This is a genomic window from Ensifer sp. KUDG1 (assembly GCF_050434285.1).
Lineage (GTDB): Bacteria > Pseudomonadota > Alphaproteobacteria > Rhizobiales > Rhizobiaceae > Ensifer.
In genome coordinates, this window is sequence record NZ_JBNDIG010000008.1 from 69,245 (window position 1) to 96,161 (window position 26,917).

The window sequence follows — 26,917 nt, forward strand, 5'->3', positions numbered from 1 at the left end:
GGCTAGCTGCCTCCAGAATCGTATGTTAGGTAAATAAATAATACCGATTCTGAATATACGCAGTGCATTTCCACGGCTCTCCTGCCTTGTCTACCTCTCCAACATCCGCTGGCCACTGGCGCACGGCATCGCCTGTGCGCTGAACCAGCGCCGGCTGACGGGCGTAGAGGCAGTGGCGCGGTCGCGGTGAACGTCGGTCGCAGAGCAATGCCAGGGGATTTCGGCGCGTCGAGCGCGTAAGGCAGGAGGAGCAGTTGAGAAATCTGATCGCGCTGTTGATCTCAGTGACCCTGGCGTTGGGGGCCGGGGAGGTAATGCTGCGCGTGTTCACGCCGTTTCCGATCGGAACGCAATCGCACCGAACCTCCGACGAGAAGTACGGCTATCGTCTCGATCCTACCCTTTCCGGCGTTGACGGGGACGGCTTCCGCGACCCGGCAGGCGCACGGCAGGACTTTCACGTCGCCGCAATCGGCGACTCGATGACCTATGGCAACAACGTCGAGAGCGGCCAGGCCTGGCCGGCCGTCTTCCAGGCCATCACCGGCGAACACACCTACAATTTCGGTGTCGGAAGCTACGGCATCTACACCTACCACGCGCTCATCCATGACGCGCTGGCAAATGGAGCCAAAGGCGCGATCGTCGCTATTTTCCCAGGCAACGACTTCGCGATCGTTTTTTCGGCCTGCGATATCATGAACGCGCATTCCGACTTCTGGCTTGCAGAGCAAGCGCGGCTTCACCTGCAGGCTCTCTTCAGCCCGACCGGAAGCCACACGCAATGCACCAAGGCACGATCGGCGAGCATCAAGACGAAGCTGTTCGAGAACGTCGCGCTTCTGAGCGCTTATCAGTATGCGATCAAGGACCGTGTGGCGAACTTGTACGCGCGCCTCCTTGGCGCGGGCAGCGATGAAACCTCAGATTATTACCGGTTCCCGGACGGGATCCCGCCCGTTTCGCGGCGCTATGTGGATGATGCCGGTCGCATGAGCGATTTGGCCTCGTCCGAGACGGCAGCGATGTTTGGGGACTTTGAACGTTTCGCGGCCGACTGGGCCGCGCAGGGACGGGGACGCGTAGGGCTGTTGCTCATTCCGTCGAAGGAGCGTGTGGTTTTCGAGCATCTTCGGCGCGGTGGCCAGCTGGCCGTTGCCGATCCCCGCTTCATCCGCAGTGTCGAGCGTCAGATTGCGCTTGAGGATAAAATTCGGGAAGTCGCCGGTCGGCTTGATCTGCCGTATCGTAGTGCGGTCGATGCAACGACCGATGCCTTGCGGGATGCGATTCTGGCCGGGCAGCGATTTTATCCTGATAACGACGGACATCCGTTTGAAGCAGGCTACAGGGCCTTCGCCGGAACCGCGTCGTCGCTCTGGAGCGAGATGAAAGCAAGAGCTGCCGAGACGCATGACTGAACGCCGAGGAGCGGCGGTAGCCGCCGCTGCCGGGGACAGGCAACGGTGCCGGAGCGCACGGGTGCCGTCCGGCCAAACACGTGCACTCCGATCGGTTCAGACCGTGCCGATCAGCATGAAGCGGGTGTATTTTTTCGTCGGCAGCGCGCCGGCGAATTCGACCGTCTTCAATGCCGCCTGTTTGGCGAATTCCTCGACCGAGGCCACGCAGTTGATATGCGTCGGCTCGCTGAAATAGTCATTGGATTGCAGCAGCACCCGCGTGCCGGCCGGAATGCGATCGAGCCATGCCTTGAGGTCCGCGATATGCTCGCAGCTCGTGTTGATCACCAAGTCCGCCTTGAGCGCGGCGTAGTCGATCGCGTACATGTCCGCCGTCACGGCGTGAAATTTGTCCGGAAAGGCAGCGTTCAGCGTCCGCGCCACCGCTTCGACGTCCGGGTCGATGTCGAAGCTGTCGACGGCTGCCACGTCGAAGCGCTGGTCTTCCAGAAGCATGGCGCCGAGAATGCCGTACCACCCGCCGAGAATGGCAATCTTGCCATAGAAGGGGCCCGCGACCTCAAACAGCGTATCGCGCGCCCAAACCTTGCAGGCGACCTGCTTGTGGTTGAAGGCATTGGCGATATGGGCGTCGGGATGCTTGGCGATCACCCGGCCGATCCCTTCGATCAGCGGACTGCGCGTATAGGCGGCGATGCCACGTGCGAGATCGAAGGCATGCTCGTACCAATCGCTGGTTTGGCAGGGGGGATGGCTGGTTTGTTTCATGCGGTCGTTGTAAGCTGCGCATCGAGCGAGTGCAATAACGGCGTGTGCTTTCGGGAGCGTCGACCTCTGCCGGTTGACTTCAAGGCCGCCTGTTGGAAACCGCGTCCATTGCAGATTTCCCTCGCACCTGCATAATCGATCAACCGGATTCGGCGCCGGGCGGAATATGCAGGCGTCCCTTCAGGAGCGTGCCGTGGGGCACCCGTCCGAAGGCGTCGCCGAAGAGTGATGCGTGCAGGGGACATGTGGCAACCCGGCCCGCCAGCAGCAGTCGTGTTCAATAAGGTCCTATCGCCAGTAACATGGAACCACGCCTTTCCCGCTATATCTGGACCCACACGCGCAAGGACCAGCTTTGGATCCTGGTTGTCGTCGCGCTGTCGATGATCCCTTACTTCCTGTCGTTCGATCTGCCGAAACAGATCGTCAACGGGCCGATCCAGGGTGATGGCTTCGACAGTCCGGAGGCCACGCAGGCCTTCCTGCCGATATCCTTCGACCTGCCGTATTTTGGTACGTTCAACGTCTTTGACGGCTTCCAGCTCGGCCGCGAAGGCATGTTGCTCGCTCTCAGTCTGGTGTTCCTGGCGCTGGTGGTAGTCAACGGCCTCTTCAAATTCTATATCAACACGTTCAAAGGCCGGCTTGGCGAGCGGCTGTTGCGGCGCATCCGTTTCGAACTCGTCGACCGGGTGTTGCGTTTTCCGCCCAGCCATTTCAAGCGGGTGAAGCCCGCCGAAATCGCGACGATGATCAAGGACGAGGTCGAGCCGCTCGGCGGTTTCACGGGCGATGCCTTCGTCTCGCCCGCGCTGCTCGGCGGCCAGGCCTTGACGGCGCTGGTGTTCATCCTCCTGCAGAGCTTCTGGCTCGGGCTGATCGCAACGCTGATCGTCGCGGTTCAGGCGATCATCATTCCGCGCATGCGCAAGCGGCTCCTCGTGCTTGGACGCGAGCGGCAGTTGACGGCGCGCGAGCTTTCCGGCCGCGTCAGCGAAATCGTCGACGGCATCGGCGCGATCCGCGGTCACGACACGTCGAACTACGAGCGCGCCGACATTGCGGCTCGCCTCGGCCGGATCTTCCAGATCCGCTACGACCTCTACCAGTGGAAATTCCTCGTCAAGTTCATCAACAACTTCCTGGCGCAGGTCACGCCCTTCCTGTTCTACGCGATCGGCGGTTATTTCGCCCTGCAGGGCCGCCTCGACATCGGCCAGCTCGTCGCCGTCATCGGCGCCTACAAGGACCTACCGGGTCCGCTGAAGGAACTGATCGACTGGGACCAGGCCCGTCAGGACGTCCAGGTGAAATATGCGCAGGTGGTCGAGCAGTTCAGCGTCGACACGCTGCTCGATCCCAAAGTGCAGGCGGTGGCGACGGTGGCTGCGGCGCCGCTCGCCGGGCCGCTTGCGGCCGTCAATCTGACGGTTATCGACGACGGCGGCTCGACGTTGCTCGACCATGTCTCGCTGCAGGTCCAGCCCGGCGAGAAGGTGGCGCTGATGGGCGGCGGCGAAGTGCTCGCCGAGGCCTTCGGCCGCCTCGTCTGGCCGGCAAGCGGCAAGGTGCTCGTCGGCGGCCAGGACATTCTGGAGCTGCCGGAATCGGTGACCGGCCGGCGGATCGCCTATGCTTCGTCCGACGTCTACGTCTTCCAGGGCAGCCTCGGCGACAACATCCTTTACGGGCTGAAGCATGCGCCGCTCACGAACGAGGTCTATGAGGGCGAGCGAGCGACGCACCGCAAGTGGGAGGTGACCGAGGCCCGGCTGGCCGGCAACCCGTATCTCGACGTCAACAGCGACTGGATCGACTATGGATCCGCCGGGGCGAACGGGCCGGACGATCTGCTCGTGCAGATCCGGCCAGTTCTCGACGCCGTGCTTCTGACCAACGACGTCATGGCGCTGGCCGTGCGCTCGACCATCGATCCCCATGAGCATGCGGAGTTTGCCGCTGGCATCGTCGAGATGCGCAGCGCGCTCCGGCAGCGTCTCGAAAAGGAAAAGCTCAGCGACCTCGTCGTGTTCTTCGAGCCCGGGACCTACAACGTCGAGGCGACGATCGGCGAAAATATGCTCTTCGGCACCATCACCGATCAGGTGATGTGGGCAGATGCGCTGGAGAACCATCCGTTCTTCAAGACGATCCTGCAGCGGGTCGGCCTGCGCGACACCTTTTATGAGATGGGCATCGAGATCGCCGAGAACGTCGTCGAACTGTTCCGCGACCTGCCGCCGGATCACCCGTTCTTCCAGCAGTTGACCTTCATGACCGCCGAGGAAATCCCGGTTTATGAGGCCATCCTCCAGAAGGTCCGCACCAAGGGCAAGGGCGAGGTTTCCGAGGACGACCAGATCAAGGTGATCAGGCTGTGCTTCGACTATATCGAGCCGCGGCACCGCTTCGGTCTGTTGACGGACGAGGTGATGGCGAAGATCGTTGCCGCCCGGCGCGAGTTCGACGAAGGCCTGCCGGCCGATCTCGCAGGCATGATCGAGCACTACCGTCCGAACCGCTTCATCGCGTCCGGCAGCATCATCGACAACGTGCTCTTCGGACGTATCGGTCACAAACACGCCGACGGCTCGGAGAAAATCCGCGCCATCGTCCGGGACCTCTTCGAGGCCGGCGGCCTCTACAACGAAGTGCTTTCCTTCGGTTTCGATTTCAATGTCGGCGCCGGCGGCAAGCGGCTGACGGCCGCGCAGCGGCAGAAGCTCGACCTTGCGCGCGCGTTGATCCGCAATTGCGATTACTACATCTTCAATCAGCCGCTCCTGGCGCTCGACCAGCGTGTCCAGGAACAGGTCGTCCGCAACGTTTTTGCGATGCTCGATCAGGGCGGGCGCGATCCGGCGGTGATCTGGGTCCTCGCCAATCCGGCGTTGACGGACCTCTTCGATCGCGTCGCCCGTTTCGAGAACGGGCGCCTGCTGCACGACGCCAATGTGGATGAACGACCTGACTATAAGGAAATGGCATCTTGATGTAATATTAATGTCAGGGCACGAGCATATGGTCCCGCCGCGATGCGGGAGGCAAGTTGCTCCCGACGGGAACTCGGAGACACGGATTGTGATGTTGCTCAAAGATGAAGTCGAAATGCTGCGCCGAATAACCCTTTTCTCGGGATTGCCGCCGGCAAAGCTGAAACTTCTGGCCTTCACGTCCGACAGGGTCATGTACAGCGCTGGCGAAGCGCTCTTCTACCAGGGTGACATCGGCGACGCCGCCTATGTCATTCTTTCCGGCAAGGCCGAGGTGCTGATCAATACGGCGGGCGGACCGTTCAAGATCGCCGAAGTCGAGCAGAATTCGATCGTTGGCGAAATCGCCATTCTCTGTAATACGCCACGCACGGCGACCGTGCGCACCAGCACGCCGCTCGAAGCCCTGCGCATCCGCAAGGACGATTTCCTTAAACTTCTGGCCGATTTCCCCGAGATGGCGGTGGAAATCATGCGTGTTCTTGCCGACCGCCTCGCGCAGACGACGGCGGAACTCAGCGAGGCCCGCGGCTCGATGGAGCCGGTGGACGCCTGACGTCGGCAGCTCCCTTGTACGGGCGGTCCTTCCCGAAAATGCAGACGGTGATGCGCCGGGGCAGTCATTCGCCTCGGGCATACGAGCCCTTCGCAAAATCGATTCCGCTTCGTCCGGATATGGGTTAGAGAAACGCCATGCGTTCGATCACCTATTTCCACAAGACCGTTCAGTTTCCCGACAAGCCGGAAAAGAAGCGCTTTTTCGCGCGGCTGCAGAACGGCGACTGGGAGCCCTGCACGTTCCAGAACATCGAACGCCTGGTCGACGCCAAGACGACCTTCATCGACATCGGCGGCTGGATCGGCGTGACGCCCTATTGGGCGGCGCAGATTGCCGACAACGTCATCACGGTCGAGCCCGACCCTGTCTGTTTCGGCATCCTCAAGGAAATGCAGCCGGAGAATTGCGGCGAGGTGCGGGTCATCAATGCCGCGCTGTCGGAGGATGACGTTCTCGTGCTGCATTCCGTCGGCGGCGGTTTCGGCAGCTCCGAAACATCGGCCCTGATCGCCGACGACGACGGCGAGGCGATCCGGGCGCGTACCGTGACGATCGCAACCCTTCAGGACATGGCCCGGACCGAACGGCTCTGTTTCAAGATCGACATCGAAGGCTACGAGTATCGCGCACTGGACCAGTTCCGAACGATCGATCGGACGCGGACGGGCGGTGTGCTGCTGGCGGTCCACCCGCAGATCCTGTTCGCGTCGCTGACGGGCTCGAGGCTTTCGCGCGCCCTTCGCACCATGACCGCCACTGTCGGATTGATCCGTAGCTTCAAAGGTTTCCGCCTCGACAATCCCTCGGCCATCTGGACGGCGCTGCGCAAATCGATCGCGCGCCGGGAGTTCCGCGGTTTCGACCTGCTGTTCGTGGCCCGCGAGGGCAGCCGCTAAGGACTGCTGGCAGCTCAAATTCGTTCCGTGTCTTTAGAACGCGAATGGCAATGCCCGGGGCATTCGCCGAGAGCCGAAACGATCTCCGGTTCGGTTAACCATGCCTCCGCTTAAAGTTAATTCTTCGTTTCAAGATGTTACTTCCGGTGGTATAAGTTCGCTATTGCTATTTCCTGGTTTCGGTTGTGGCGCGTCGCGGAGGGCAGTCGCATGTCCTGGTTATACGTTGCCGGTGTCGCCTATGGCCTGACGGCGTTTTTTCTTGTGGCGATGACCTATCTCGAAGGCTTGCAGGCGCATGCACCCTGGAACATGTATCGCTTCGCCGGGCTTCTGGTCTGCGTTTTCTGGCCAATCCTGTTTCTGTATCTGATGCTCAGGATGGCATCGAAAAGACGAATTCCGGAGCGCTGACGGCAAGGGCCAGCGGCGCTCATCGTCAAGGCGGCGCCTGAACGGCGGTATTTACCATACAACTAGAAAATGCCGGAGATTAACCCATGATTCCGTCATGCGGTTTATGGTCCGGCAGTGATCGAACGGTGTGAAAGTATCTCGGCATGTGCGGTTACGGTGGCTATTTCGGGTCGGTCCCGGAGGCGGAAATCCTTCTCAAAAGGATGGCCTCTGCGATCGCGCATCGCGGCCCGGATGAAAACGGTATTCTTGCCGCGCCGGAGGCCGGGCTCGCCCATGTGCGGCTCTCGATCGTCGGTCTCGGCGACGGCCAGCAGCCGATGTCCGATGAAGCCGGCGACCTTTCGATCGCCTTCAATGGCGAGATCTTCAACTACGTCGAATTGCGCGAGGAACTGCGCGCCAAGGGGCGGCGGTTCCGCACCGGGAGCGACACCGAGGTCATCCTGCACCTCTACGCCGAGATGGGCGAGGACTGCCTGTCCGTCCTCAACGGCGACTTCTCTTTCGCGATATGGGATCGACGCCGCCAGCGCATGATGCTGGCGCGCGACCGCATGGGCGTGCGCCCGCTGTTTTACACGACCCACGGCGGGACATTCTATTTCGCTTCCGAAATCAAGGCTCTGCTTCAGGTTCCCGGCATATCCGCCGAACTCGATCCGGTTGCGCTCGACCAGATCTTTACCCTTTGGGCGCCGATCGCTCCGCGGACCGGCTTTCGCGGCATTCACGAGCTCGAGCCGGCTCACCTGATGATCGTCGAGAAGGGCAGGACGTCGATGCGCCCCTATTGGCAACTCGACTATCCGGATCACGACGCGCCGCCATTGTTTACGGATGAGCGCAGCGCGGCTGAGGAATTGCGCGCCCTTCTTACCGATGCGACCCGGATCCGCATCCGAGCCGACGTGACCGTCGGCTCCTATCTTTCGGGCGGGCTCGACAGCTCCATCGTCTCGGCGCTTGCGGCTGGAATGGCACCGCAGGGGCTGCGCACGTTTTCCGTAACCTTCGATAGCGTCGAGCACGACGAGAGCGCCTTCCAGATGGAAATGGCGAAGGCTCTCGGCACGCATCATAGCGCGGTCGCCTGTCGCGCCGGCGACATTGCGAAAGTGTTCCCGCAGGTCGTCCGCTTCGCCGAACGTCCAATCATCCGCACGGCGCCTGCTCCGCTTTACCAGCTCTCGGGTCTCGTGCGCGAGCAAGGGCTGAAGGTCGTGCTGACGGGCGAGGGCGCCGACGAGGTCTTTGCCGGCTACGATATCTTCAAGGAGGCGCGGGTGCGTCGCTTCTGCGGCCGCCAGCCCGGTTCGAAGATCCGCCCGCATTTGTTCCGGAAGCTCTACCCATACCTGCCCGGCCTGCAGCAGCAATCGGCGGAATATCTCGCCGCCTTCTTCGGCGCCGGCGACGTGCCGCTCGACGACCCGCTGTTCTCGCACCGCCCGCGGTTCAAGAGCACGGCCGCCACCAAGATCTTCTTTTCTCCCGACCTGCGCGCCACGCTGAAGGGCTACGACGCCGCCGAAGATCTGGTGAGCCGGCTTCCTGCCGCCTTCGGTCGCTGGCATCCGCTGCACCAGGCGCAGTATCTCGAAAGCCGTTTCCTTCTGCCCGGCTACATTCTCTCCAGCCAGGGCGACCGCATGGCAATGGCGCACGGGATCGAGGGGCGCTTCCCGTTCCTGGACCACCGGCTCGTCGAGTTCGCGACGCGTCTGCCGCCCGAGATGAAGCTGAAGGGCCTGGTGGAAAAACACATCCTGCGCGAAGCGACGAAGGATCTGCTTCCGCCGACGATCGGTCAGCGCACCAAGCAGCCCTATCGCGCGCCCGACAGCCATTCGTTCACCGGCGCCGGCGAACTGGATTACGTTCGCGATGCCATGAGCGAGACGCGCATCGGTGACAGCGGTCTGTTCAATGCCAAGGCCGTGAGCAAGCTCTACGAGAAATGCCAGTCGCAACCGACCACCGGCTTCAGGGACAACGCCGCTTTCGTCGGCATCCTGTCGACGCAGCTCTGGCTGCAGACCTTTACCGGCACCAGCATCCGCGCCGCTCAGGCGGCCTGAAACCCATTGGGAAAGGACATGAAATGACGGAAACGATCAAGGACAAGGTCAGGGCCTTTGTCATCGAGAACTTCCTGTTTGGCGATACCTCCTACGATCTCGCCGACGGCGCTTCGCTGATCGAGAACGATATCATCGACTCGACCGGCGTTCTCGAACTCGTCGCCTTCATCGAAGACCAGTTCGGCATTGCCATAGCCGACGCCGACATCGTGCCTGCGAACCTCGACTCGCTCGCGCGCATCTCGGCCTTCATCGAGGCAAAGGCCGGAGTGCCGGCCACGGCCTAACCAAGACCCGAGGGCGTTCCATGCGGTTCGAGCAATTTCTCATCGGCAATGCGGCACGGCATGCGGCCAAGACGGCGCTGGTCACCGATCGCAAGCGGCTCAGCTACGGCGAGTTTGACGAGCTGTCGAGCCGGCTCGCGGCCGCGCTGGCTAAGGCAGGCGTCAAGCGCAACGACCGCGTCCTCGTGTTCATGGATAATTGCTGGGAGGCGGCCGTCTCGATCTTTGCGATCCTGAAGGCGGGCGCGACCTTCAGCCCGATCAACGCCTCCACCAAGGCGGACAAGCTCGCCTACATTATCGATGACTGCGAGCCGGCCGCGATCCTGACGCAGGCCAAGCTGATGCCGGTGGTGGCGGAAGCCCGGGCGCAAAGCAGCGGCAAGGCCGACATCTTCGTTGCATCGACCGCGGCGCCGAATGGCCAGTCGCCTGCCGGCGCGGTGCCCTTCGACGCCTGCCTGTCGGCGGCGGCGACGCCGGTCTCGCATCGCGGCATCGACGTCGATCTGGCGATGCTGATCTACACGTCGGGTTCGACCGGGCGCCCAAAGGGCGTGATGATGACCCATCGCAATATCGACGCGGCGTCGGAATCGATCACCACCTACCTGCGCAACGAGCACGACGACATCATCCTCAACGTGCTGCCGCTCGCCTTCGACTATGGCCTCTACCAGTTGCTGATGGCGATCAGGCTCGGCGCGACGCTGGTGCTCGAAAAGTCCTTCGCATTCCCGCATGCGATCTTCGAGCGTATTCGCGAGGAGGGCGTCACCGGCTTCCCGCTGGTGCCGACGATGGCGGCGATGATCCTGCAGATGCGCGATCTGGAGCCGGGGTTCCTGCCGAGCCTGCGTTATCTCTCCAACACTGCCGCGGCGCTGCCGCCGCCGCATATCGCCCGCCTGCGCGAGCTTTTCCCGGGCGCGCGGCTCTATTCGATGTACGGGCTGACCGAGTGCAAGCGCTGCACCTACCTGCCGCCGGAGGAGCTGGATCGCCGGCCGGGCTCCGTCGGCATCGCCATCCCGAATACGGAAGCCTTCGTCGTCGACGACGAGGGCAGCCGCGTGCCGCCGGGCGTTCCCGGCGAACTCGTCATCCGCGGGCCGCATGTGATGCAGGGCTACTGGCGCAACGACGCGGCGACCGAGCGCATGCTGCGGCCCGGACCGAACCCGTGGGAAAAGGTGCTCTATACGGGCGATCTCTTCCAGACGGATGAAGAGGGCTTTCTCTATTTCGTCGGCCGCAAGGACGACATCATCAAGACCCGTGGCGAGAAGGTGGCGCCCAAGGAAGTCGAGACCGTGCTCCATGCCCATCCCGGTATCGCCGAGGCTGTCGTGGTCGGCGTGGCCGATCCGGTGCTCGGCCACGCGATCGCTGCCCTTGTGGTGCGTACGGATCCTGCCTTGACCGACAAGGACATCATCCGCCACTGCACCCGCCACCTCGAGGATTTCATGGTGCCGAAGATCATCGAATTCCGCACCGAACTGCCGAAGACGGATACCGGCAAGGTCAGCCGTCGACTTGCCGCCGAGACGATGGAGCCTGCGCAATGAACATCAGAACAACCGGGGGCACGGGCCTGTTTTCGGCCGAAACCCTGACGATCGACCATGCGGCCGAGACCGACCGCATCGTTTCCGGCTTGCGCGGGCAGTTGCGCTCCATGAAGAAGCGCGGTCTGGTGCTCGGGCTCTCCGGCGGCATCGACTCGAGCGTCTCCGTGGCGCTTGCGGTGCGCGCGGTCGGCGCCAAGAACGTCTTCTGCCTGTTCATGCCGGAAAACGATTCCGATCCGGAAAGCCTGCGCTTCGGCCGGCTGGTGGCCGAAACCTTCGGCGTCGAGGCGATCGTCGAAGACATTGGGCCGACGCTCAAGGCCATGGGCTGCTACGAGCGCCGCGACGCATTCATTCGGGAACTGGTTCCGGACTATGGGGACGGATGGGCCTCGAAGGTCGTCATCGCCAATGCGCTCGAGGGCGAAGGCTACAACATTTCGTCGCTGGTGGTTCAGAGCCCGGAAGGCGTGCAATCGAAACACCGCATGCCGCCATCGGTCTATCTCGGCGTCGTCGCTGCCACCAACATGAAGCAGCGCACCCGCAAGCAGGTCGAGTACTACCATGCCGACCGGCTGAACTTCGCCGTGCTCGGCACGCCGAACCGGCTGGAATACGACCAGGGCTTCTTCGTCAAGAACGGCGATGGCGCCGCCGACGTCAAGCCGATCGCCCATCTCTACAAGTCGCAGGTCTATGCGCTTGCCGCCCATCTCGGCGTTCCCGCCGAAGTTTGCCGTCGCCCGCCGACGACCGACACCTATTCGCTTGAGCAGACGCAGGAGGAGTTCTATTTCTCCCTGCCTTACGATCGCATGGACCTCTGCCTATACGGCCTCAACCACGGGATCGAGATTGACGTCGTCGCCAAGGCGGCCGGCCTGACCGTTGTGCAGGTCGAACGGGTCTGGGCCGATATCGCCGCCAAGCGCAAGGCGACGCGCTACCTGCATCTCGGGCCGCAACTGGTGCAGCCCGTGGAGGAGATCGCCGGCTATTGAGGCCTGGCCGGACCGCCGGTCACGCTCAAGGGAAGCTGCCGCCGATCAGCCGGCTCCAATATTCGCCGGAAATACCGTTGAAGAAGCCCTGTCCGTCGCGGCAGGCTTCGACAATCTCCTGGTCGCGCGAATGCACGACGGTCGAGGCGACGTGCACGAAGGCGATGCGTCGGCCGAGCATGGCTTCCATCAGCGCCGGCTGCGTGCGTCCGCGCAAGCCCGCAAGGCCCCGTCTCGACGCTGCGTCGACCAGGCAGTCGATGACCGGCCCGGCCTGCCCGGGCCGCGCCAGGATCTGCAGCACCCGACCGATTTCACCGGCCTTGGCGTAGTAGGCGAAGGCTCCGACGACGGTGCCCGTGCGGGCCGTTACCAGTGCGTAGACGAGCTCGCCCTGCTCCGGTTTCTTTTCAGCATCGGCAAGGATGTGGTCGAGCTGGCCATCGCTCCATTCGGGGCGAAGCGGAAATTGCGCGGTGAACTGGTCGACGACGGCGGCAAAGCCGCTGCGGTCCGTCTCGGTCGCGGTGAAGCCGGCCGGTGCCGCTCCCGCTTCGGGCAGGGCGGACCAGCGCTGCTCGCCCTGGCCCATGCGCTTGCGATAGAAATTGTCGAGGGCACGGGCGAACGGTGCGGCGAGCCGGGCGGGCTTGATACGGTTCGAGGCGACGCTGAGGCTGAACGTCGCCGGACGGATGACGCGCACCCAGTCGAGGCTGTACTGTGGCAGGACCACGCCGCGAAGCCGCGTCCACATCTGCACCGAGACTTCGCTTGCCGTCTCGCTGAACGATAGATCCTGCGGACCGGCGAGGAACGCCTTCATGAGGCGCGCTCCGGCCAAAGGATCGCTTTCACGGTCTTCCGCCATCAGCGATCCGCAGATCGCGGCGCGCAGAGGCCGGCCGTTCAGCGTCATCGGCAGCGCGTTGACGCCGACGAAACCGGTGATCCGGCCTTCGTCGTTCACATGCACCAGCGGTCTGATTTCCGCATCGGAGTTCGGTCCGTCGAGATAGAGCTGCCGCATATAGTCGGCAAGGGCTGGCGAAGTGGTACGCTCGTCGCGGAACACCCGCTGGAACATTCCGGCGACCGCTGGAACGTCCGCGTATTCTAGCGAACGGGTTTCGCTCATCGGGCGAGCTCTCCGGTGCCCGCGGCCGGGTCGGCGATTTTCTGGACGATGGCGACGCGCGGTTTGCCGTCGCGGTCGGTCGCGAAGGTGACCGGCGCATAGGCTTTCGCCCGTGAGAGAAGGGCGGCTGCCTGCCGCTCCTGGCCCTCGCCGAACTCGAACAACAACCAGCCTCCCGGCTTCAGGAAGGCAAGCGCGTCGCGGATCAGGCGCTGATGGATGGAAATGCCGTAGGGGCCGCCGTCGAAGGCTTCGCGCGGCTCGCTCTCGAGCAGATGGGCGCGGTCGCCCTCCAGCCGGCCGGTCGAGATATAGGGCGGATTGCAGACCACGACGTCAATCTTGCCTTGCAGATCGTCGCTTTCAAGCGCCGCGAAAAGATCGCCCTGCCGGATGGAAACGCGCGAGCCGAGGCCGAGCCGATCGACGTTGCGGCGGGCAAGCGCGACGGTGCTGTCCGTCAGATCCGCGCCCCAGACACGCGCCGAGGGGATCTCGCTGGCGATGCCAAGGGCGAGGTTGCCGGAACCGCAGCACATGTCGATGATGGTGACGTCCGAAGGGCCGCCTTCAAGGATCGAAACGGCCTTCCTTCCAAGGAGCTCCGTTTCTTCCCGCGGAACCAGGACGTCGGGCGCAAGTTCCAGTTCGACACCCATGAACCGGTGCAGTGTCGCGGCCCGGTCTTCGGTCGGTCGGTCGGTCGGATTGATGTCGTCGTGCGCCACGGCCACTCCTCATGTCGCTGGAAAACTCTGTAGACGTGCGGACCGCAGCCTAGTGTAATTGAGTAAACGGAAGCTGAAATACAATTGCTGCGAGCACGTTAACCGCGCAATCATTTCTGCCTGTTACCGTGCGCGTGATCAGAGGCGGGTGCTCGCTGTCATTGAACGCTTTTTGAGCGTAACAATGAGCGGTTGAGATCAAGGGCAGATCGGAATGGCTTCGGAAGGTGTGAAGGAACGCGCGCACAAACCGTTCCTCTCGATGATCATATCCTATGCTGCATCCGGCGGCAGCCTTGTCATTGGCTCGGCTGCGCAACTCCTGACCTTTGCGATCCTCGCGCGTTTTCTCGGCGTGCATGAGTTCAGCGTCTTTGTCGCAATCACGGCCGTTGCCAACATCGCGGTTCACCTGTGCGGTCTCGGCGCGATGGAGTGCCTGGTGCGCCGCGTCGCGCGCGACCGCAGCATGTACCCACAGATGCTCGGCCACAACATCATCCTGACTGCGATCAGCGGCGTGCTGCTGGTGCTGCTTGGCGCGGCGGTGTTGCCGTTCTTCTTCACGCTTTCGCCCGATCCCGTGACCAATGTCACGGTGATCACCTTGATGCTCGTGACCAACATCATCTTCGTGCGCGTCATCGTGCTGGCGGAGCAGATCTTTCTCGCGCATTCGAATTTTGCCTCGGCCAACAAGGTGGTCGTCGGCTTCGCCCTCGCGCGCACCATCGCTGCAGCGCTCGCCTGCATCGCCTTCGGAGTGGCGTCGGTTGCTTCCTGGGCCGTGTGGCAGTTCGTGTGCCATGTGATCGTGGCCTTTGGCTGCTGGCGGGCGGTCAAGGGACTGGGACGCCCGACCTATGGAATCGTGCGGGAAGAGCTGCCGCTCGGGCTCTATTTCAGTATCCCGTTCATCCTGCGCGCTGTCCGGCAGAACGCCGATCTTCTGGTCCTGAGCCTGGTTGCAAGTGCGGAGGTCATGTCCAGCTACAGCGTCGCGCGGCGCATGCTGGAGAGCAGCTACCTCTCGGTCGAGGCCTTGAACCGGTTGATCTATCCCGGTTCGGCGAAGGCGACCGCAGCCGGCCTGCATCATGCCTTCGAGCGTGTGCGCAAGGTGCTGTTTGCGGCCACCTCGATCAGCATTGCCGCGGCCGTCGCCGTCTTCGTGCTGGCGCCAGTGCTGCCCTATCTCTTCGGCAAGGACTACGTCTCCCTCGTTTCCTTCGTTCGCATCCTGTGCTGGGTAGTCGTGCCGCTTGCCATGTGGTCGGTGGCGATGGAGGCGCTTGGCGCGTCCGGCCACCATCCGGCGCGCGCGTCGGTCATGGGCCTTGGCAGCGTGCTTGGGGCGGCACTCACCGCTTGGGCGACCTGGTACGCACCGCCGACAGGCACGTTCATTTCCTTTTACGTGATCGAGATCGCGATGGTGATCGTCTCATGGGCGGTCTTCCTGCGTTTCGTGCGGCGCGATCGGGAGCAGGCCGGCGCAGCTCCCCTGTCGACGGGGGTGGCGCATGGAGGCTGAACTGGGGAAAATCCAGGCTGCACGGTCGCTCGGACGGGAAATGCCCCGAATGGGCAATGTGCGTGCCATGGAACCCCGGGATATCCCGGCCGTCAGCAGCATGTTCACCCGGATCTTTCGCAAGCGGGAGCAGGACGCGAGCCCGGAACTGCAGAACTATGTCGAGACCATCTTCTTCGGCAGCCCGCTATACGCGCCGGAACACGGCAGCATCGTTTACGACGACGGGTCCGGAAGCATCGGCAGCGCCATCCTGGCGCTTCCCATGGAGTTCACGGTCAACGGCCGCCGGACGGTGGCAAAGCTTCTCTGCGCCTTCATGTCCGAAGGCAAGGCCGGTGCAGTCGGTGCCGCCTGCCTGGCGCGCGCCATGCGGGCGACACGCCAGGACATGTGCTTTTCCGACAACTCGTCTCCGGTCAGCGCCGATCACTGGGTTGCCGGCGGAGGCGTCGTGCTGCCGATCCAGAGCCTCGACTGGCGTCGCTCCTTCCGGCCGTTCAAAGCCTGGGGGTTGACGGTTGGTCGGCAAGTGCGCGCGCTCCGATCCCCGATCCTTTCCAAGCCGCTCGCGCTTGCCGACCGGCTGTTGCGCCGCCGCCGTCCACGTACGAAACCCGATCCGGTGGCCGGCTGCACGACGCACGCCATCGACCCCGCCGCCTTCGTCGATCTCGCAGAACCGATGCTGCAGCGCTTTTCCGTCAGGCCGGTCTGGTCGCGCAGCGAGTTCGACTGGCTGGTGATGGTCGCGCGACTGAACACGCCGCTCGGCAATCTTCTCTGCCGCGAGGTTCGAGACGAGAGCGGGCGCGTCATCGGCGCCTATCTCTACTTCGGCAAGGCCGACGAGCGGGCGACGGTGCTCAACGTCGTCTGCGAGGCCGGCCGCGAGTTCGACGTCACCGCACAGATGTTCCATGCGCTTGACGCCGAAGGCTATGCGCTCGCCGTCGGCAGCTCGCAGCCGTTCCTCATGAATGCGATCTCGCGCCAGAGATGGCTGTCCTTCCACCATCGCGGCTATTTCTGCATGGTGACGCGGCATGCGGATCTGAAAGACGCGGCCCAGCGCAACGATATCTATGTCGGCGGCCTGGCATCGGAGAGCTGGAGCCGGTTGTTGACCGACTTCTGAAGCCATGGGTTAAGCGACAATCCTGCCGTTTAACGGAATATTCACCGTACAACCTTAATTCTGCGCTAGAAGGCGGCTCGCGGGGTCACGATCTTCGCGTCTTGATGGGCGTGCGTGAGGGATGCTTATGTATAGGCCGGACGAGGCCGGAAAACAGGGGGCCAGTCAACCGGCACGCGAGCAGCGTGCACCGGTCGAAAGAGGATCGTTGCTCGATCTGCTCTCGTCGGACCTTCACGAAGCGGAGGCTGCCGCCGACAGGTCGGCAACAGACCGGCCCGCCGAAATCCAGCGCCAATCCAGAGATATTCCGAACGCCACGCCCCAGCCCACTGACGTGGCGCGTCCCGTGTCCAGTACGGCTAGCGCGACGCGCGATAGCTACTTTCCCGGGTTGAGCGGCCTTAGCAGGATCGGCATCGACGATATCATCGGCTGGTTGCGCGACGGGCTCATCTGGATCGTGCTGGCGCTCGTCCTGTGTGTGGGCGGTGCGCTCGCCTATGCGATGACGGCGACGCCGCGCTACACGGTCTACACCGATATCGTCGTCGATCCGTCCAACCTCAATGTCGTCAGCGATGACGTCTTCACCAGCAACCCGCAGCGCGACGCGCAATTGCTGGAAGTGGAAAGCAAGCTGCGCATCCTGACGTCGCGCAACGTGCTGTCGCGGGTTATCACCCAATTGCGCCTCACCGAGGATCCAGAATTCGTGAAGCCCTCGGCCTTCAGCTCGCTGAAGAACCTCTTCTCGACGAAGGCGGAGCAGCAGGCCGGAAACGAGCTTACCGCCATGCGCGCCTTGTCGGAGCGGGTAGAAGCCCGGCGCGAAGAGCGGTCCTTCGTGGTGGTGATGAAGGTCTGGAGCGAAGAGCCTGCGAAAGCGGTGACGCTGTCGGATGCGATCGTCGCGGCTTTCGAGCAGGAGCTGTTTCAGTCCGCCGCCGAGAGTGCCGGTCGCGTCGCGCAAAGCCTCAATGCCCGGCTCGACGAACTTCGCCACAACGTCACCGAATCCGAACGGGCGGTCGAGGATTTCCGCCGCAAGAACGGGCTACAGTCGACCAATGACGGCCAGCTCGTCAGCAATCAGCTTTCGAACGAACTCAACACCCAGGTCCTCGACGCCCAGCAGCGCTTCATCCAGGCCGATACCCGTTACCGGCAGATGAACGACGCGATCGCGCAGGGGCGGACCGCAAGCGCCTCCGAGTTCGAATCCGTCAACATGACGAACCTGCGCGAACAGTACAACGTGCTGCAGCAGCAGATCGCCTCCATGCAGCGCACCTATGGCGAGCGCCATCCGCGCCTCGTCAACGCGCGTTCGGAGCGCGCAAACCTGGAATCGGCCATGGCTGACGAGGCGCGCCGCATCCTCGATCGCGCCAAGGCGGACATGGACCGGGAGCAGCAGGCCTTTTCGGCCTTGCGCGCCAAGGCGAGCGACGAGAAGTCGAACGTGTTTTCCGACAACGAAGCCCAGGTACAGCTGCGCGATCTCGAAAGGGACGCCCGTGCCAAGGCCGCCATCTATGAGACCCACCTGGCGCGTGCCCAGCAGATCACTGAACGCCAGCAGATCGACACCACCAATGTTCGCGTGATCTCGCGCGCCTTGCCGCCGAATGCACGCAGCTGGCCGCCGCGCACCGTGGTTCTGCTCGCCGGCGGCGGCTTCCTCGGGATCGTACTCGGCATATCGCTTGCGCTTGCCCTCGGTCTGTGGAGATACATCCGTCGTCCGCAGCCCCTGGCGCCGTGAGAGGGCGGCCATCGTGCCCGATCTCAGCGGCAGCCCGGCCAATTCTGCAGAAACCTTGAGGGTCCGCGTCGGAACCTGCCTGTTTCTGGCGATCTCCATCTACTACTGGATTCCCTTTCATTCCTTCGTCGACCTGACCAAGGAAAGCCTGCTGGAGCCGGGCGGTGACAATTCCAGCCGGCTGAACCAGATCGTGGCACTGCTGCTGTTTGCTGGCGCTTCTTGTTACGGTGTGCTGCATCCGATGCGGCGCGGGCTGATGCAGCCGCGGGTGCTGCTTGCGGTCCTGCTTTTGTGGGTGCTCTTTGCTTGCCTGGTTTCCGCTCATCCGGCCAACGGCATCAAGGCGATCATCCTGACGACGATGGTCGCGGTCAACGCCAACGTCTATCTGCTGCTGCCGGCCAACGAGCGGCACTTCGCCAAGATGCTGGCGATCTCGACGCTCGTCATGCTCGCGGTTGCCTATTACGGCGTTCTGTTCAAGCCGCTTCTGTCCATTCACCAGGCCAACGAAGTGCTGGAGCCGATGCATGCAGGGCTGTGGCGCGGCCATTTCCGCCACAAGAACGAAGCGGCCGTCGCGATGGTGCTGGCCTCGTTTCTCGGCCTTTACGTCCTGCATCGGTGGTCGAAGCTAGTCGGCGTGACCATCGTTGGCCTCGCCTTCTTCTTCCTCATCCACACGGGAGGGAAGACCTCGACGGCGATGCTGCCGGGCATCCTGCTTCTGGCATGGCTGTTCGAACGCGTACGCCTGCTGCGCATCCCGATTGCGATCGGCGGCGTGGCCCTGTTCAACCTTTTCGCCGTCGGGTCGGCCGTCTTCCGGCCACTTGGCGAATTCGTCACGTCGCTCGGCATCGACGCGACCTTCACGAACCGCGCTGACGTCTGGCGCTTCGCCTTTTCGGTGATCGCCGAACAGCCGTTTATCGGCCGCGGCTTCAAGGCTTTCTGGCAGACCGAGGAAGTGGTCTTCAGCGGCGGCGGCATCGAGACCTGGGCGGTTCGCGCCGCCCATGCGCACAATTCCTATCTCGAGACGCTTCTGGTCATCGGCATACCCGGATTGATCCTCACGCTGCTCTGGCTGGTGGTGCTCCCGCTTTATCATATCTCGCGCATTCCGCCGGCCCGGCAGCACAGCGATCTCACGCGGCTGTTCCTGCGGATCTGGCTCTATTCGATCTACAGCGCCAGCCTCGAGGCCTTCTTCTTCGATGGTCCGAACGTGCTGTGGTTTACCTTGCTCTTCGCGATTTGCGGTTTGCGCCTGCAGTCCTCGGCAGCGCTTGCAACCGAACCACGCCCGCTTGCACAAAGGATGGTGGCGCATGCCTAGTTTTTCACAGGCTCTGTCGAGGGTCGACGGCCTTGTCGATCGCGTAGCCAACCGGCTGATCTGGCGTCTCGCGGCGAAACCGCGTGACGTCATAACCGATGCGCCGCTTGTCTCCTTCACCTTCGACGACGTGCCGGACACAGCACTGCACAACGGCGCCGCGATCCTCGAACGTCATGGTGTGCGCGGAACGTTTTATATCGCCGGAGGGCTTGGGGGGCGGGTCGAAACGGATCGCACCCTGATCTCGCCGGAGGGCTGCGCCGAGCTCGCTCGTCGGGGTCACGAGGTCGGCTGCCACACCTATTCCCACAGCAAGATCAGGCGTCTGGGCGGAGGCGGGCTCGCCCGGGATCTCGACCGGAATGCCGCCTATCTCAGCCAGAGCGGCGTCAATGCGGCCGCAACAAACTTCGCCTTTCCCTACAATGCCGCCTGGCCGCTGGCGCGGCGGGAACTGGGGCGCCGCTACCGCACTTGCCGTGCGGCCGGCGAGAGCGTCAACCGCACGGCCGTCGATCCGCTGATGCTGAAGGCGGTCGAGATCCGGCAGCCGGAGGCGGACGCTCGAGCGCTCACAGGCTGGATCGACGATGTCGTCGATCGACCGGGCTGGCTCGTGTTTTTCACCCACGACATCGCCGCGCGTCCGACGCCCTACGGCTGCACGCCCGAGACTTTCGAGACCCTGGTTCGCTACGCGGTTGAGAAGGGCTGTGTCGTGTTGCCGGTCGAGCAGGCGCTCGACAGGCTCGGCTGGTAGGAGGGCGCATGTCGGGGCAGGGGAACGGCGGCAACAGGCTGCTCGCCATCAACAATTACTTCTATCGCCGCGGCGGCGCGGAGGCGGTGTTTTTCGACCATATGAAGATGTTTTCGGACATCGGCTGGGACGTGGTGCCTTTCGCCATGCAGCACGAGGATAACGAAGCCTCGCCATGGGACGACTATTTCGTCTCCGAGATCGAGTATGGCCGGCGCACCAACCTCCTGCGCAAGGTCGTTCAGGCGGCAAGCGTCATCTACTCGCGTGAAGCGCAGAAGAACGTCAGCCGGCTGATCGAGCGCGCCCGCCCCTCCGTCGCCCACGCACACAACGTCTACCATCATCTTTCGCCGGCGATCTTCTCGACGCTGAAGGCGGCCGGCATCCCGGTCGTCATGACCGCTCACGATCTGAAGCTCGCCTGTCCCTCCTACAAGATGCTGCGTGACGGTGCCGTCTGCGAGGACTGTCGCGGCGGCCATATCTACAACGTCTTGCGTCATCGCTGCATCAAGGGGGAGACGACGCTGAGCGCCGTCGTGCTCGCCGAAACCGTCGTTCACCGCGGGCTCGGTCTCTACCGCAACAAGGTGGACCGCATCGTCGTACCAAGCAAATTCTACGTCGAGAAGCTGGTCGAATGGGGCTGGCCGCGCGAACAGATGGTCCATATCCCGAACTTCGTCGATGTCGACGACTATTCGGCCGACTGGGTCGAGGGCGACTATGTCGTCTTTGCCGGGCGCCTGGCGCCGGAGAAGGGGCTGGCGACGCTGATCCGCGCGGCGGCCGCATCGGGCCAACGGCTGGTGATCGCCGGAACCGGGCCCGAGGAAGCGATGCTGCGGCAACTGGTTGCGCAAACCGGCGCCGATGTGACCTTTGCCGGCTATCTCTCCGGCGAGGCCCTGCACCGCCTGATCGGGCAGTCGCTGGCGCTGGTTCTGCCTTCCGAATGGTATGAGAACGCGCCGATCAGCGTGCTCGAGGCCTATGCGTTGGGGCGGCCGGTGATCGGGGCCTCGATCGGCGGCATTCCCGAAATGATCCGCGAGGGCGAGACCGGCATGACCGCGATTTCGGGGGACGCCGACGATCTCGCCCGCGTGCTCTCGACGATGGCCGGTCTGCCGGCTGCCGAACGCGCTGCGATGGGGGCTTCGGGCCGACGCTGGATCGCAAACGAGTTCTCCGCCGCCGCCTATCGGCAAAGGACGATCGACCTCTATTCCAGGCTGGGCGCGGTCTGATCGCGTCCGCCATTAACGTTACGATACAATTTGTAGTAACCTGGGCTCGCGCTATGGTTTTCGGTCATTTATATAAGGGGTAAATGAAATATCTTGGCGGTGATTAAGTATATCGCCCTAGTAAACGGAACGGGCAACCTTCGAGGCGACACATGAGCAGAAAGTCTGATGTTTCGCGAAGTCATCGCCAGCAACAGCCGGTGATTGCGCAGGAGATGGTACAGACCGGACTGTCGGACGGCGCCGGCCGGTTGCCCCTGCCTAGCGCACGCGCTGGCCGACATCACGGCCACCCCGCTCAGAGCGGCGCGCTGGCCGCACGCGGTGAGCGCAAGCGCGTGATGATGCTGGGCCTGCGCGGCATCCCCAACGTTCAAGGTGGCGTCGAGAAACACGTCGAAATGCTGGCGAGCAAGCTGCTCGGATACGGCTGGGACGTCGAGGTGGTCGGACGCCGCGGCTATCTGGAGGATCGCAAGGCTTACGCCTGGAACGGGGTGGACGTCGTTCCTCTCTGGGCGCCGCGCCGTATGGCGCTGGAAGCGATCGTCCATACCTTCCTCGGGGTCTGGCTCGCCGCCTGGCGGCGCCCGGATGTCCTGCACATTCATGCCATCGGCCCGGCGCTGATGACGCCGCTTGCGCGCATGCTCGGTCTGAAGGTCGTGGTGACCCATCATGGCTACGACTATGACCGGCAGAAATGGGGCGGGTTCGCCAGGCGCACGCTGAAGCTCGGCGAGCGCCTCGGCATGCGGTTCTCGAACGGGCGCGTGGCGATCTCGAAGGACATCGCCGAGACGATGCAGGCGCGGCACCATGTCGCGATGACGCTGGTGCCGAACGGCGTCCAGGTCACCGCGCCGACCGGCGAGGCCGGCATTCTCGCAGAGTTCGGCCTTGAACGGCGGCGCTACATCCTGCTCGCCGCACGGCTGGTTCCGGAAAAACGGCAACTCGATCTCATCCGTGCTTTTGCCAAGTGCGGCCTGAGCGGCACCAAGCTCGTTCTTGCCGGCGGCGCTGAGTTCGAGACGCCCTATGCCAAGGAGGTGAGGGCGCTTGCGCACGACGTGTCGGGCGTCGTGCTCACCGGCTTTCAGACGGGCGACAGGCTGGCGGAACTCTTCGACAATGCCGCCCTCTTCGTGCTGCCGTCCAGCCACGAGGGCATGCCGATTGCGCTGCTCGAGGCGATGGCCTACGGGCTGCCGGTCCTGGCAAGCGATATCGTCGCCAATCAGGAACTGGAGCTGGCGCCCGACGAGTATTTCCCGTTGGGAGACATCGATGCGCTGGCGTCCGGCATCGTGGACAAGCTCGCAGCACCGCTCAGCGACGAGGAGGTGCGCGAGCGCGCCGCGCACGCGGAAGCCGCCTATAGCTGGACAAATGTGGCGCAAAGGACCGCGGCGGTGTATAGCGCGTTGCTGGCGAAGTAGCCGGGCGTTCGCGTCCGCCGTGTCGCCGGCCGGAGTCTGCCTCGTGCGTTCACCGCACACCGCTCTCCTCAAGAATGCGACCGCGCCCCCGCAACGCGATGAACGCGCAGGCGCCGTCGCCGATCGTTCGATGATTGCCGTGCCTCGCACGCCGCCTGGAAGACAAGCCGACAATGACTATCAAACGCGCCGCCAGCCTCATCGCATGGATCCTGTTTGCCGTGATCGCCTATTCGACGATGTCGCCGCTCGATCTCAGGCCCCGCATCGGGCACATGGTTCATCTCGAACGTTTCGGGGCCTTCGGACTGCTGGGCCTGCTGTTTGCGATCGCCTATCCGCGGCGGCTGGCGCTCGTGCTGGTTCTGGTCTTTGCGACCGCCATCGGCTTCGAACTGTTGCAGATGGTTTCGGCTGACCGCCACGCACGCCTGACGGATGTGATGGTCAAGCTTCTTGGCGGCGCCTGCGGCGTCTTTGGCGGCTGGTTCCTCTATCGCTTTCGCTTGCCGCTGCTGCGGCTGCTGGGGCGGTAAACCAAAACGCAAAATATCGCCGGTAAGATCGGCGGCAACCGGAGCAGGCCTGCGCTCCGTCGAGACTGGGGGATCGCGTGGCAGTATCCGTCATCATCAAGACGCTGAACGAAGAAAAGCGCATCGCTGCGACCATTGAAAGCGCGTTGAAGGCGCTCGAAACCGTTGGCGGCGAGGTCATCGTTGCTGACAGCGGCTCCAGGGACCGGACGGTGGAGATCGCCTCGCGCTATCCTGTTGTCATCGCCCAGATCAGCCCGCCGGCACTTCCGAGCTGCGGCATCGGCCCGCAACTCGGCTTCCAATATTCGCGGCACGCACATATCTGCCTGCTCGATGGTGACATGCTGCTGGACGACGACTTCCTCGAGGTAGCGGAAGCGTTCCTCGCCGACGATCCCGCCGTGGCTGGTGTTACCGGCCACGTGCAGGAGATGCTGACCTCCAACCTCGAATTTTCCCGGCGGGTCACTCGTAATTCCCCCGAAAACCGGATCGGCGCGATCGACCGCATGAACGGCGGCGGCCTCTATCGCCGGGCGGCGATCGAGGCAGTCGGCTATCTCTCCGACCGCAACCTGCACGGCTATGAGGAGTTTGACCTCGGCATCCGGCTCAGAAGTGCCGGCTTCAAGCTGCATCGCCTCGACCGGCGCTTCGTCCAGCATTTCGGCCACACGGACAATTCCTACCGCCTGCTCGTGCGCCGTTGGAAGAGCAAGTACCTGTTCGGCATCGGGGAGTTGCTGCGCGCCTCGCTCGGCCAGCCTTATTTCTTCCAGCTCGTCCGGGAGCTGCCGGAGCTCAAGCTTTGGGCGCTGGTCTATCTCTGGTGGGCAGCGTCGCTGGCGATCCTGCTGTTCGTGCCCGACAAGCTCGTCGCGCTCGGTATCGTTCTTGCGATCCTTGCCGGCGTCGTGGGGCTGATGAGCCTGCGCAAGGGCGGGTTCAGCATGGGGCTCTACACCGTCGTCGCCTGGTTCTTTCATGCGGCAGCGCTGCCGGTCGGCTTCTTCCGGGCACGGCAAAAGCCTGACGCGCCGATCGAAAGCAAGCTGCTCGGAGCCCCGGCATGAGGTGGCGGCCACTGCTGGCGGCAGCCGTGGCGCTTGCTGCCGTCTGCGCGCCGGTGCAGGCATCGGACCAGTGGCTTGCCGTGCGGGAAATCTCGCTTGAGTTCGAGGCTGGCAGCCCGCTCGATTTTTCCTCTTTCCTGCCGAACGGCACGATCGATGCGGATCACCGCCTGGTCGCCGGTGCTGGCGGACGGCTTGCCTTCGCGAAGTCACCGGACAAACCGGAGCGCATGCTCTGTGCGTCGCTTGCCTGGAGCCCGGCTTCCGGCGGGTTTCCCGATCACGAAACCGCTGATCGTTACGCCCGGCAACTGGCAATGCGCGGCTACAATCTCGCCCGGCTGCATTTCGTCGACGGCAGCCTGATGTTCGGCCGCGACCGCGACTTCGATTTCGACCCAGAGACACTCGACCGGATCCACTATCTGCTGGCGGCGCTGAAGCGTAACGGCATCTACTGGATGATGGACGGCCTGTCGTCCCTGCGCGGCGTTTACGGCGGCTTTGACGATCGCTGGGACGATGGCGGCAACCTCAAGCTCGAGCTGTTTGTCGACGAGCGGGCGTTCGACCACTGGAAGCGCATGCAGGAGACGATCCTTGGGCGCGTGAACCCCTATACGGGCGTGGCGCCGATCCGCGACGACGCGCTCGCGGTCGTCATTCTCGCCAACGAGAACGGCATGGAGTTCGACACCGTCGTGCATGATCGGCCGGGCAAGCCGCCCTATGATCCGCAGCTTGCCAAACCGTTCAACGCATGGCTCGCCAAACGCTACGGGTCGACAGCGGCGCTTGCCAAGGCGTGGCCTGATCTGCGCCCAGACGAGACGATCGAAGCGAGATCCGTGGCGCTGCCGTCGGACCGCTACGTTCCCGGCCCGCGGCTGCGCGATCTGCAGGCGTTCTTCACCGAGACGGAAGAGGCGACGACCGCGCGCATGAGCGAGGTGCTGCGCGGGCTCGGCTACCGCGGCCTGATCAGCAACTACAACAACTGGCCGACGGTTCAGGCGTCGCTCAGCCGGCGCGGCCTCGAAGCCGTGACCATGAACACCTATCACGACTGGGTCAGCGGCTATGCGCCCGGCAGCAAGACGACGCAGGTCAGTTCGATCGCCGATGGGGTGAATTACATTCGCATGATCGCCGCCACGCGCTGGCTCGACCGACCGTTCCTCGTCAGCGAATACGATCACCTCTTCTGGAACCGCTACCGCTACGAGGCCGGGCTGGCGATGCCGGCCTATGCGGCGCTGCAAGGCTGGGATGCGCTCTGCCGTCACGGCCATGGCCCGATCGTTCTTTCCTATGGCGAACCCTTCCCGCACAAGAAGGCAATGCTGCCCTATGCCATTGCGCTCGATCCCGTCGCACGCGCCGGCGAGACGCTGTCGGCGCTTCTCTACCGCCGTGGCGACGTGGCGACCTCAGCCGTTACCGTCCCGTTTGCGGTGCGCGGAGAAGAGGATCTTTCCGACGACATGCAGGCGCGCGAACCGGAGCGCCTGACGGACCTCGCGCTGGTCGGACGGATCGGTCTTGAAGAGGCGGCCCGGCTCGGCGATGTGCCCGCGGTGAAGCAACCGCGCCAGCAGGACAGCGAAGGGATACTCGACGGCCTGCGCCAAGACGGCGCGCTTTCTGATGATAACGGCACCAGCATCGATACCGGCATTTACCAGAGCAGTACCGGCGAAATCCTGTTGAACCGCTTTGCCGGACAATTGCGCGTCGTCACCGACAGGACGGAGGCCGCCGCCTTCTCGACGCTGCGGGAGCCGATCGATCTCGGCCTGCTCCGGGTCGAGCGGGCCGATGGCAACGGGCTTGTTGCGATCTCGGCGCTCGATGCGAATGCGGGGCTCGCCAGCAGCCGGCGCCTGCTGCTGATCTTTGCGACCGATGCACAGAACACCGGCATGGCGTTTCGCGACACCGAGGAGAAGGTGATCGAGGATTTTGGCCGGCTGCCGGTTCGGCTGCGGGAAGGCTATGTCGATCTGAGGCTGGCGCGAACGGCGGGGAACTGGAGCGTTTCGCCGGTGGGCCTCGACGGCAAGGTGCATGCGCCGGCAGCGCAAGGCACAGGCGACGTCGCCTTCCGGCTCTCCAACAACGGCCCTTCCGGCCCGACCACCTATTTCCTCCTCGAACTGCGGTAGGGGTGGCGCAGCGTTTCGCTGGATC

At 63.5% G+C, this 26,917-nt stretch carries 22 protein-coding genes; 19 read left to right on the forward strand and 3 right to left on the reverse strand.

The features are described 5' to 3' along the window. Nucleotides 1-254: 254 nt before the first annotated feature. Nucleotides 255-1,421, forward strand: a complete 1,167-nt coding sequence (locus M2267_RS19905; protein ID WP_429116437.1) for a hypothetical protein — start codon at nucleotides 255-257, stop codon at nucleotides 1,419-1,421. A 96-nt stretch (nucleotides 1,422-1,517) separates the two neighbouring features. On the opposite strand, the gene M2267_RS19910 is transcribed toward M2267_RS19905, so the two are convergent. Further along, nucleotides 1,518-2,192 carry a class I SAM-dependent methyltransferase gene (locus tag M2267_RS19910; RefSeq protein ID WP_429116440.1) on the reverse strand — a complete coding sequence of 225 codons (675 nt, stop codon included), beginning with the start codon at nucleotides 2,190-2,192 and terminating at the stop codon, nucleotides 1,518-1,520. A gap of 302 nt (nucleotides 2,193-2,494) precedes the next feature. Here M2267_RS19910 and M2267_RS19915 point away from each other — a divergent pair, with 302 nt between their 5' ends. From M2267_RS19915 to nadE, 8 genes are all read left to right on the forward strand, one after another. After that, nucleotides 2,495-5,185 (forward strand): ABC transporter transmembrane domain-containing protein, encoded by a 2,691-nt coding sequence (locus M2267_RS19915; protein ID WP_429116441.1) that lies wholly within the window; start codon nucleotides 2,495-2,497, stop codon nucleotides 5,183-5,185. A gap of 91 nt (nucleotides 5,186-5,276) precedes the next feature. Then, entirely contained in the window at nucleotides 5,277-5,741 is a 465-nt protein-coding gene (locus M2267_RS19920; RefSeq protein WP_034799203.1) for a cyclic nucleotide-binding domain-containing protein, read from the forward strand. A 137-nt stretch (nucleotides 5,742-5,878) separates the two neighbouring features. Then, nucleotides 5,879-6,640: an FkbM family methyltransferase gene (locus M2267_RS19925; protein ID WP_429116443.1), complete on the forward strand. Its 762-nt coding sequence runs from the start codon at nucleotides 5,879-5,881 to the stop codon at nucleotides 6,638-6,640. A 210-nt stretch (nucleotides 6,641-6,850) separates the two neighbouring features. Continuing rightward, on the forward strand, nucleotides 6,851-7,054 hold the full coding sequence (locus tag M2267_RS19930) for a hypothetical protein (RefSeq protein WP_043613717.1): 204 nt from the start codon (nucleotides 6,851-6,853) through the stop codon (nucleotides 7,052-7,054). 146 nt (nucleotides 7,055-7,200) lie between these two features. Continuing rightward, complete coding sequence (gene asnB, locus M2267_RS19935; protein ID WP_429116445.1) at nucleotides 7,201-9,138, forward strand: asparagine synthase (glutamine-hydrolyzing); 1,938 nt, start codon at nucleotides 7,201-7,203, stop codon at nucleotides 9,136-9,138. A 23-nt stretch (nucleotides 9,139-9,161) separates the two neighbouring features. Then, nucleotides 9,162-9,428 carry an acyl carrier protein gene (locus tag M2267_RS19940; RefSeq protein WP_429116447.1) on the forward strand — a complete coding sequence of 89 codons (267 nt, stop codon included), beginning with the start codon at nucleotides 9,162-9,164 and terminating at the stop codon, nucleotides 9,426-9,428. A 20-nt stretch (nucleotides 9,429-9,448) separates the two neighbouring features. After that, a complete protein-coding gene (locus M2267_RS19945) occupies nucleotides 9,449-10,999 on the forward strand; it encodes a class I adenylate-forming enzyme family protein (RefSeq protein WP_429116449.1) in 1,551 nt (516 codons plus the stop codon). Beyond that, nucleotides 10,996-12,006: an NAD(+) synthase gene (gene nadE, locus M2267_RS19950; RefSeq protein ID WP_429116450.1), complete on the forward strand. Its 1,011-nt coding sequence runs from the start codon at nucleotides 10,996-10,998 to the stop codon at nucleotides 12,004-12,006. The genes M2267_RS19945 and nadE overlap by 4 nt, the downstream gene beginning before the upstream one ends. Nucleotides 12,007-12,031: 25 nt before the next feature. On the opposite strand, the gene M2267_RS19955 is transcribed toward nadE, so the two are convergent. Together M2267_RS19955 and M2267_RS19960 are read right to left on the reverse strand one after the other, a co-directional pair. Beyond that, nucleotides 12,032-13,144 carry a hypothetical protein gene (locus M2267_RS19955; RefSeq protein ID WP_429116451.1) on the reverse strand — a complete coding sequence of 371 codons (1,113 nt, stop codon included), beginning with the start codon at nucleotides 13,142-13,144 and terminating at the stop codon, nucleotides 12,032-12,034. Then, entirely contained in the window at nucleotides 13,141-13,803 is a 663-nt protein-coding gene (locus M2267_RS19960) for a N5-glutamine methyltransferase family protein (RefSeq protein WP_429116851.1), read from the reverse strand. Before M2267_RS19960 ends, M2267_RS19955 begins: the two co-directional genes overlap by 4 nt. A gap of 283 nt (nucleotides 13,804-14,086) precedes the next feature. Here M2267_RS19960 and M2267_RS19965 point away from each other — a divergent pair, with 283 nt between their 5' ends. The 10 genes from M2267_RS19965 (at nucleotide 14,087) to M2267_RS20010 (ending at nucleotide 26,892) form a co-directional block, all read left to right on the forward strand. After that, nucleotides 14,087-15,406, forward strand: a complete 1,320-nt coding sequence (locus M2267_RS19965; protein ID WP_429116453.1) for a lipopolysaccharide biosynthesis protein — start codon at nucleotides 14,087-14,089, stop codon at nucleotides 15,404-15,406. 49 nt (nucleotides 15,407-15,455) lie between these two features. After that, nucleotides 15,456-16,544 (forward strand): GNAT family N-acetyltransferase, encoded by a 1,089-nt coding sequence (locus M2267_RS19970; RefSeq protein ID WP_429116455.1) that lies wholly within the window; start codon nucleotides 15,456-15,458, stop codon nucleotides 16,542-16,544. Between the two features lie 127 nt (nucleotides 16,545-16,671). Next, the gene (locus M2267_RS19975) at nucleotides 16,672-18,312 is read left to right on the forward strand and encodes a GumC family protein (RefSeq protein WP_429116456.1); all 1,641 of its coding nucleotides are present in this window, start codon (nucleotides 16,672-16,674) and stop codon (nucleotides 18,310-18,312) included. A 13-nt stretch (nucleotides 18,313-18,325) separates the two neighbouring features. Then, the gene (locus M2267_RS19980) at nucleotides 18,326-19,657 is read left to right on the forward strand and encodes an O-antigen ligase family protein (protein WP_429116458.1); all 1,332 of its coding nucleotides are present in this window, start codon (nucleotides 18,326-18,328) and stop codon (nucleotides 19,655-19,657) included. Then, complete coding sequence (locus tag M2267_RS19985) at nucleotides 19,650-20,420, forward strand: polysaccharide deacetylase family protein (protein ID WP_429116461.1); 771 nt, start codon at nucleotides 19,650-19,652, stop codon at nucleotides 20,418-20,420. Before M2267_RS19980 ends, M2267_RS19985 begins: the two co-directional genes overlap by 8 nt. An 8-nt stretch (nucleotides 20,421-20,428) precedes the next feature. After that, nucleotides 20,429-21,673 (forward strand): glycosyltransferase family 4 protein, encoded by a 1,245-nt coding sequence (locus M2267_RS19990; RefSeq protein ID WP_429116463.1) that lies wholly within the window; start codon nucleotides 20,429-20,431, stop codon nucleotides 21,671-21,673. A 341-nt stretch (nucleotides 21,674-22,014) separates the two neighbouring features. Beyond that, on the forward strand, nucleotides 22,015-23,115 hold the full coding sequence (locus M2267_RS19995) for a glycosyltransferase family 4 protein (protein ID WP_429116854.1): 1,101 nt from the start codon (nucleotides 22,015-22,017) through the stop codon (nucleotides 23,113-23,115). Nucleotides 23,116-23,288: 173 nt separating this feature from the next. Beyond that, complete coding sequence (locus M2267_RS20000) at nucleotides 23,289-23,651, forward strand: VanZ family protein (RefSeq protein WP_429116466.1); 363 nt, start codon at nucleotides 23,289-23,291, stop codon at nucleotides 23,649-23,651. A gap of 77 nt (nucleotides 23,652-23,728) precedes the next feature. After that, on the forward strand, nucleotides 23,729-24,727 hold the full coding sequence (locus M2267_RS20005; RefSeq protein WP_429116468.1) for a glycosyltransferase: 999 nt from the start codon (nucleotides 23,729-23,731) through the stop codon (nucleotides 24,725-24,727). After that, nucleotides 24,724-26,892 (forward strand): glycoside hydrolase, encoded by a 2,169-nt coding sequence (locus M2267_RS20010; protein WP_429116470.1) that lies wholly within the window; start codon nucleotides 24,724-24,726, stop codon nucleotides 26,890-26,892. Before M2267_RS20005 ends, M2267_RS20010 begins: the two co-directional genes overlap by 4 nt. Nucleotides 26,893-26,917: the final 25 nt, after the last annotated feature.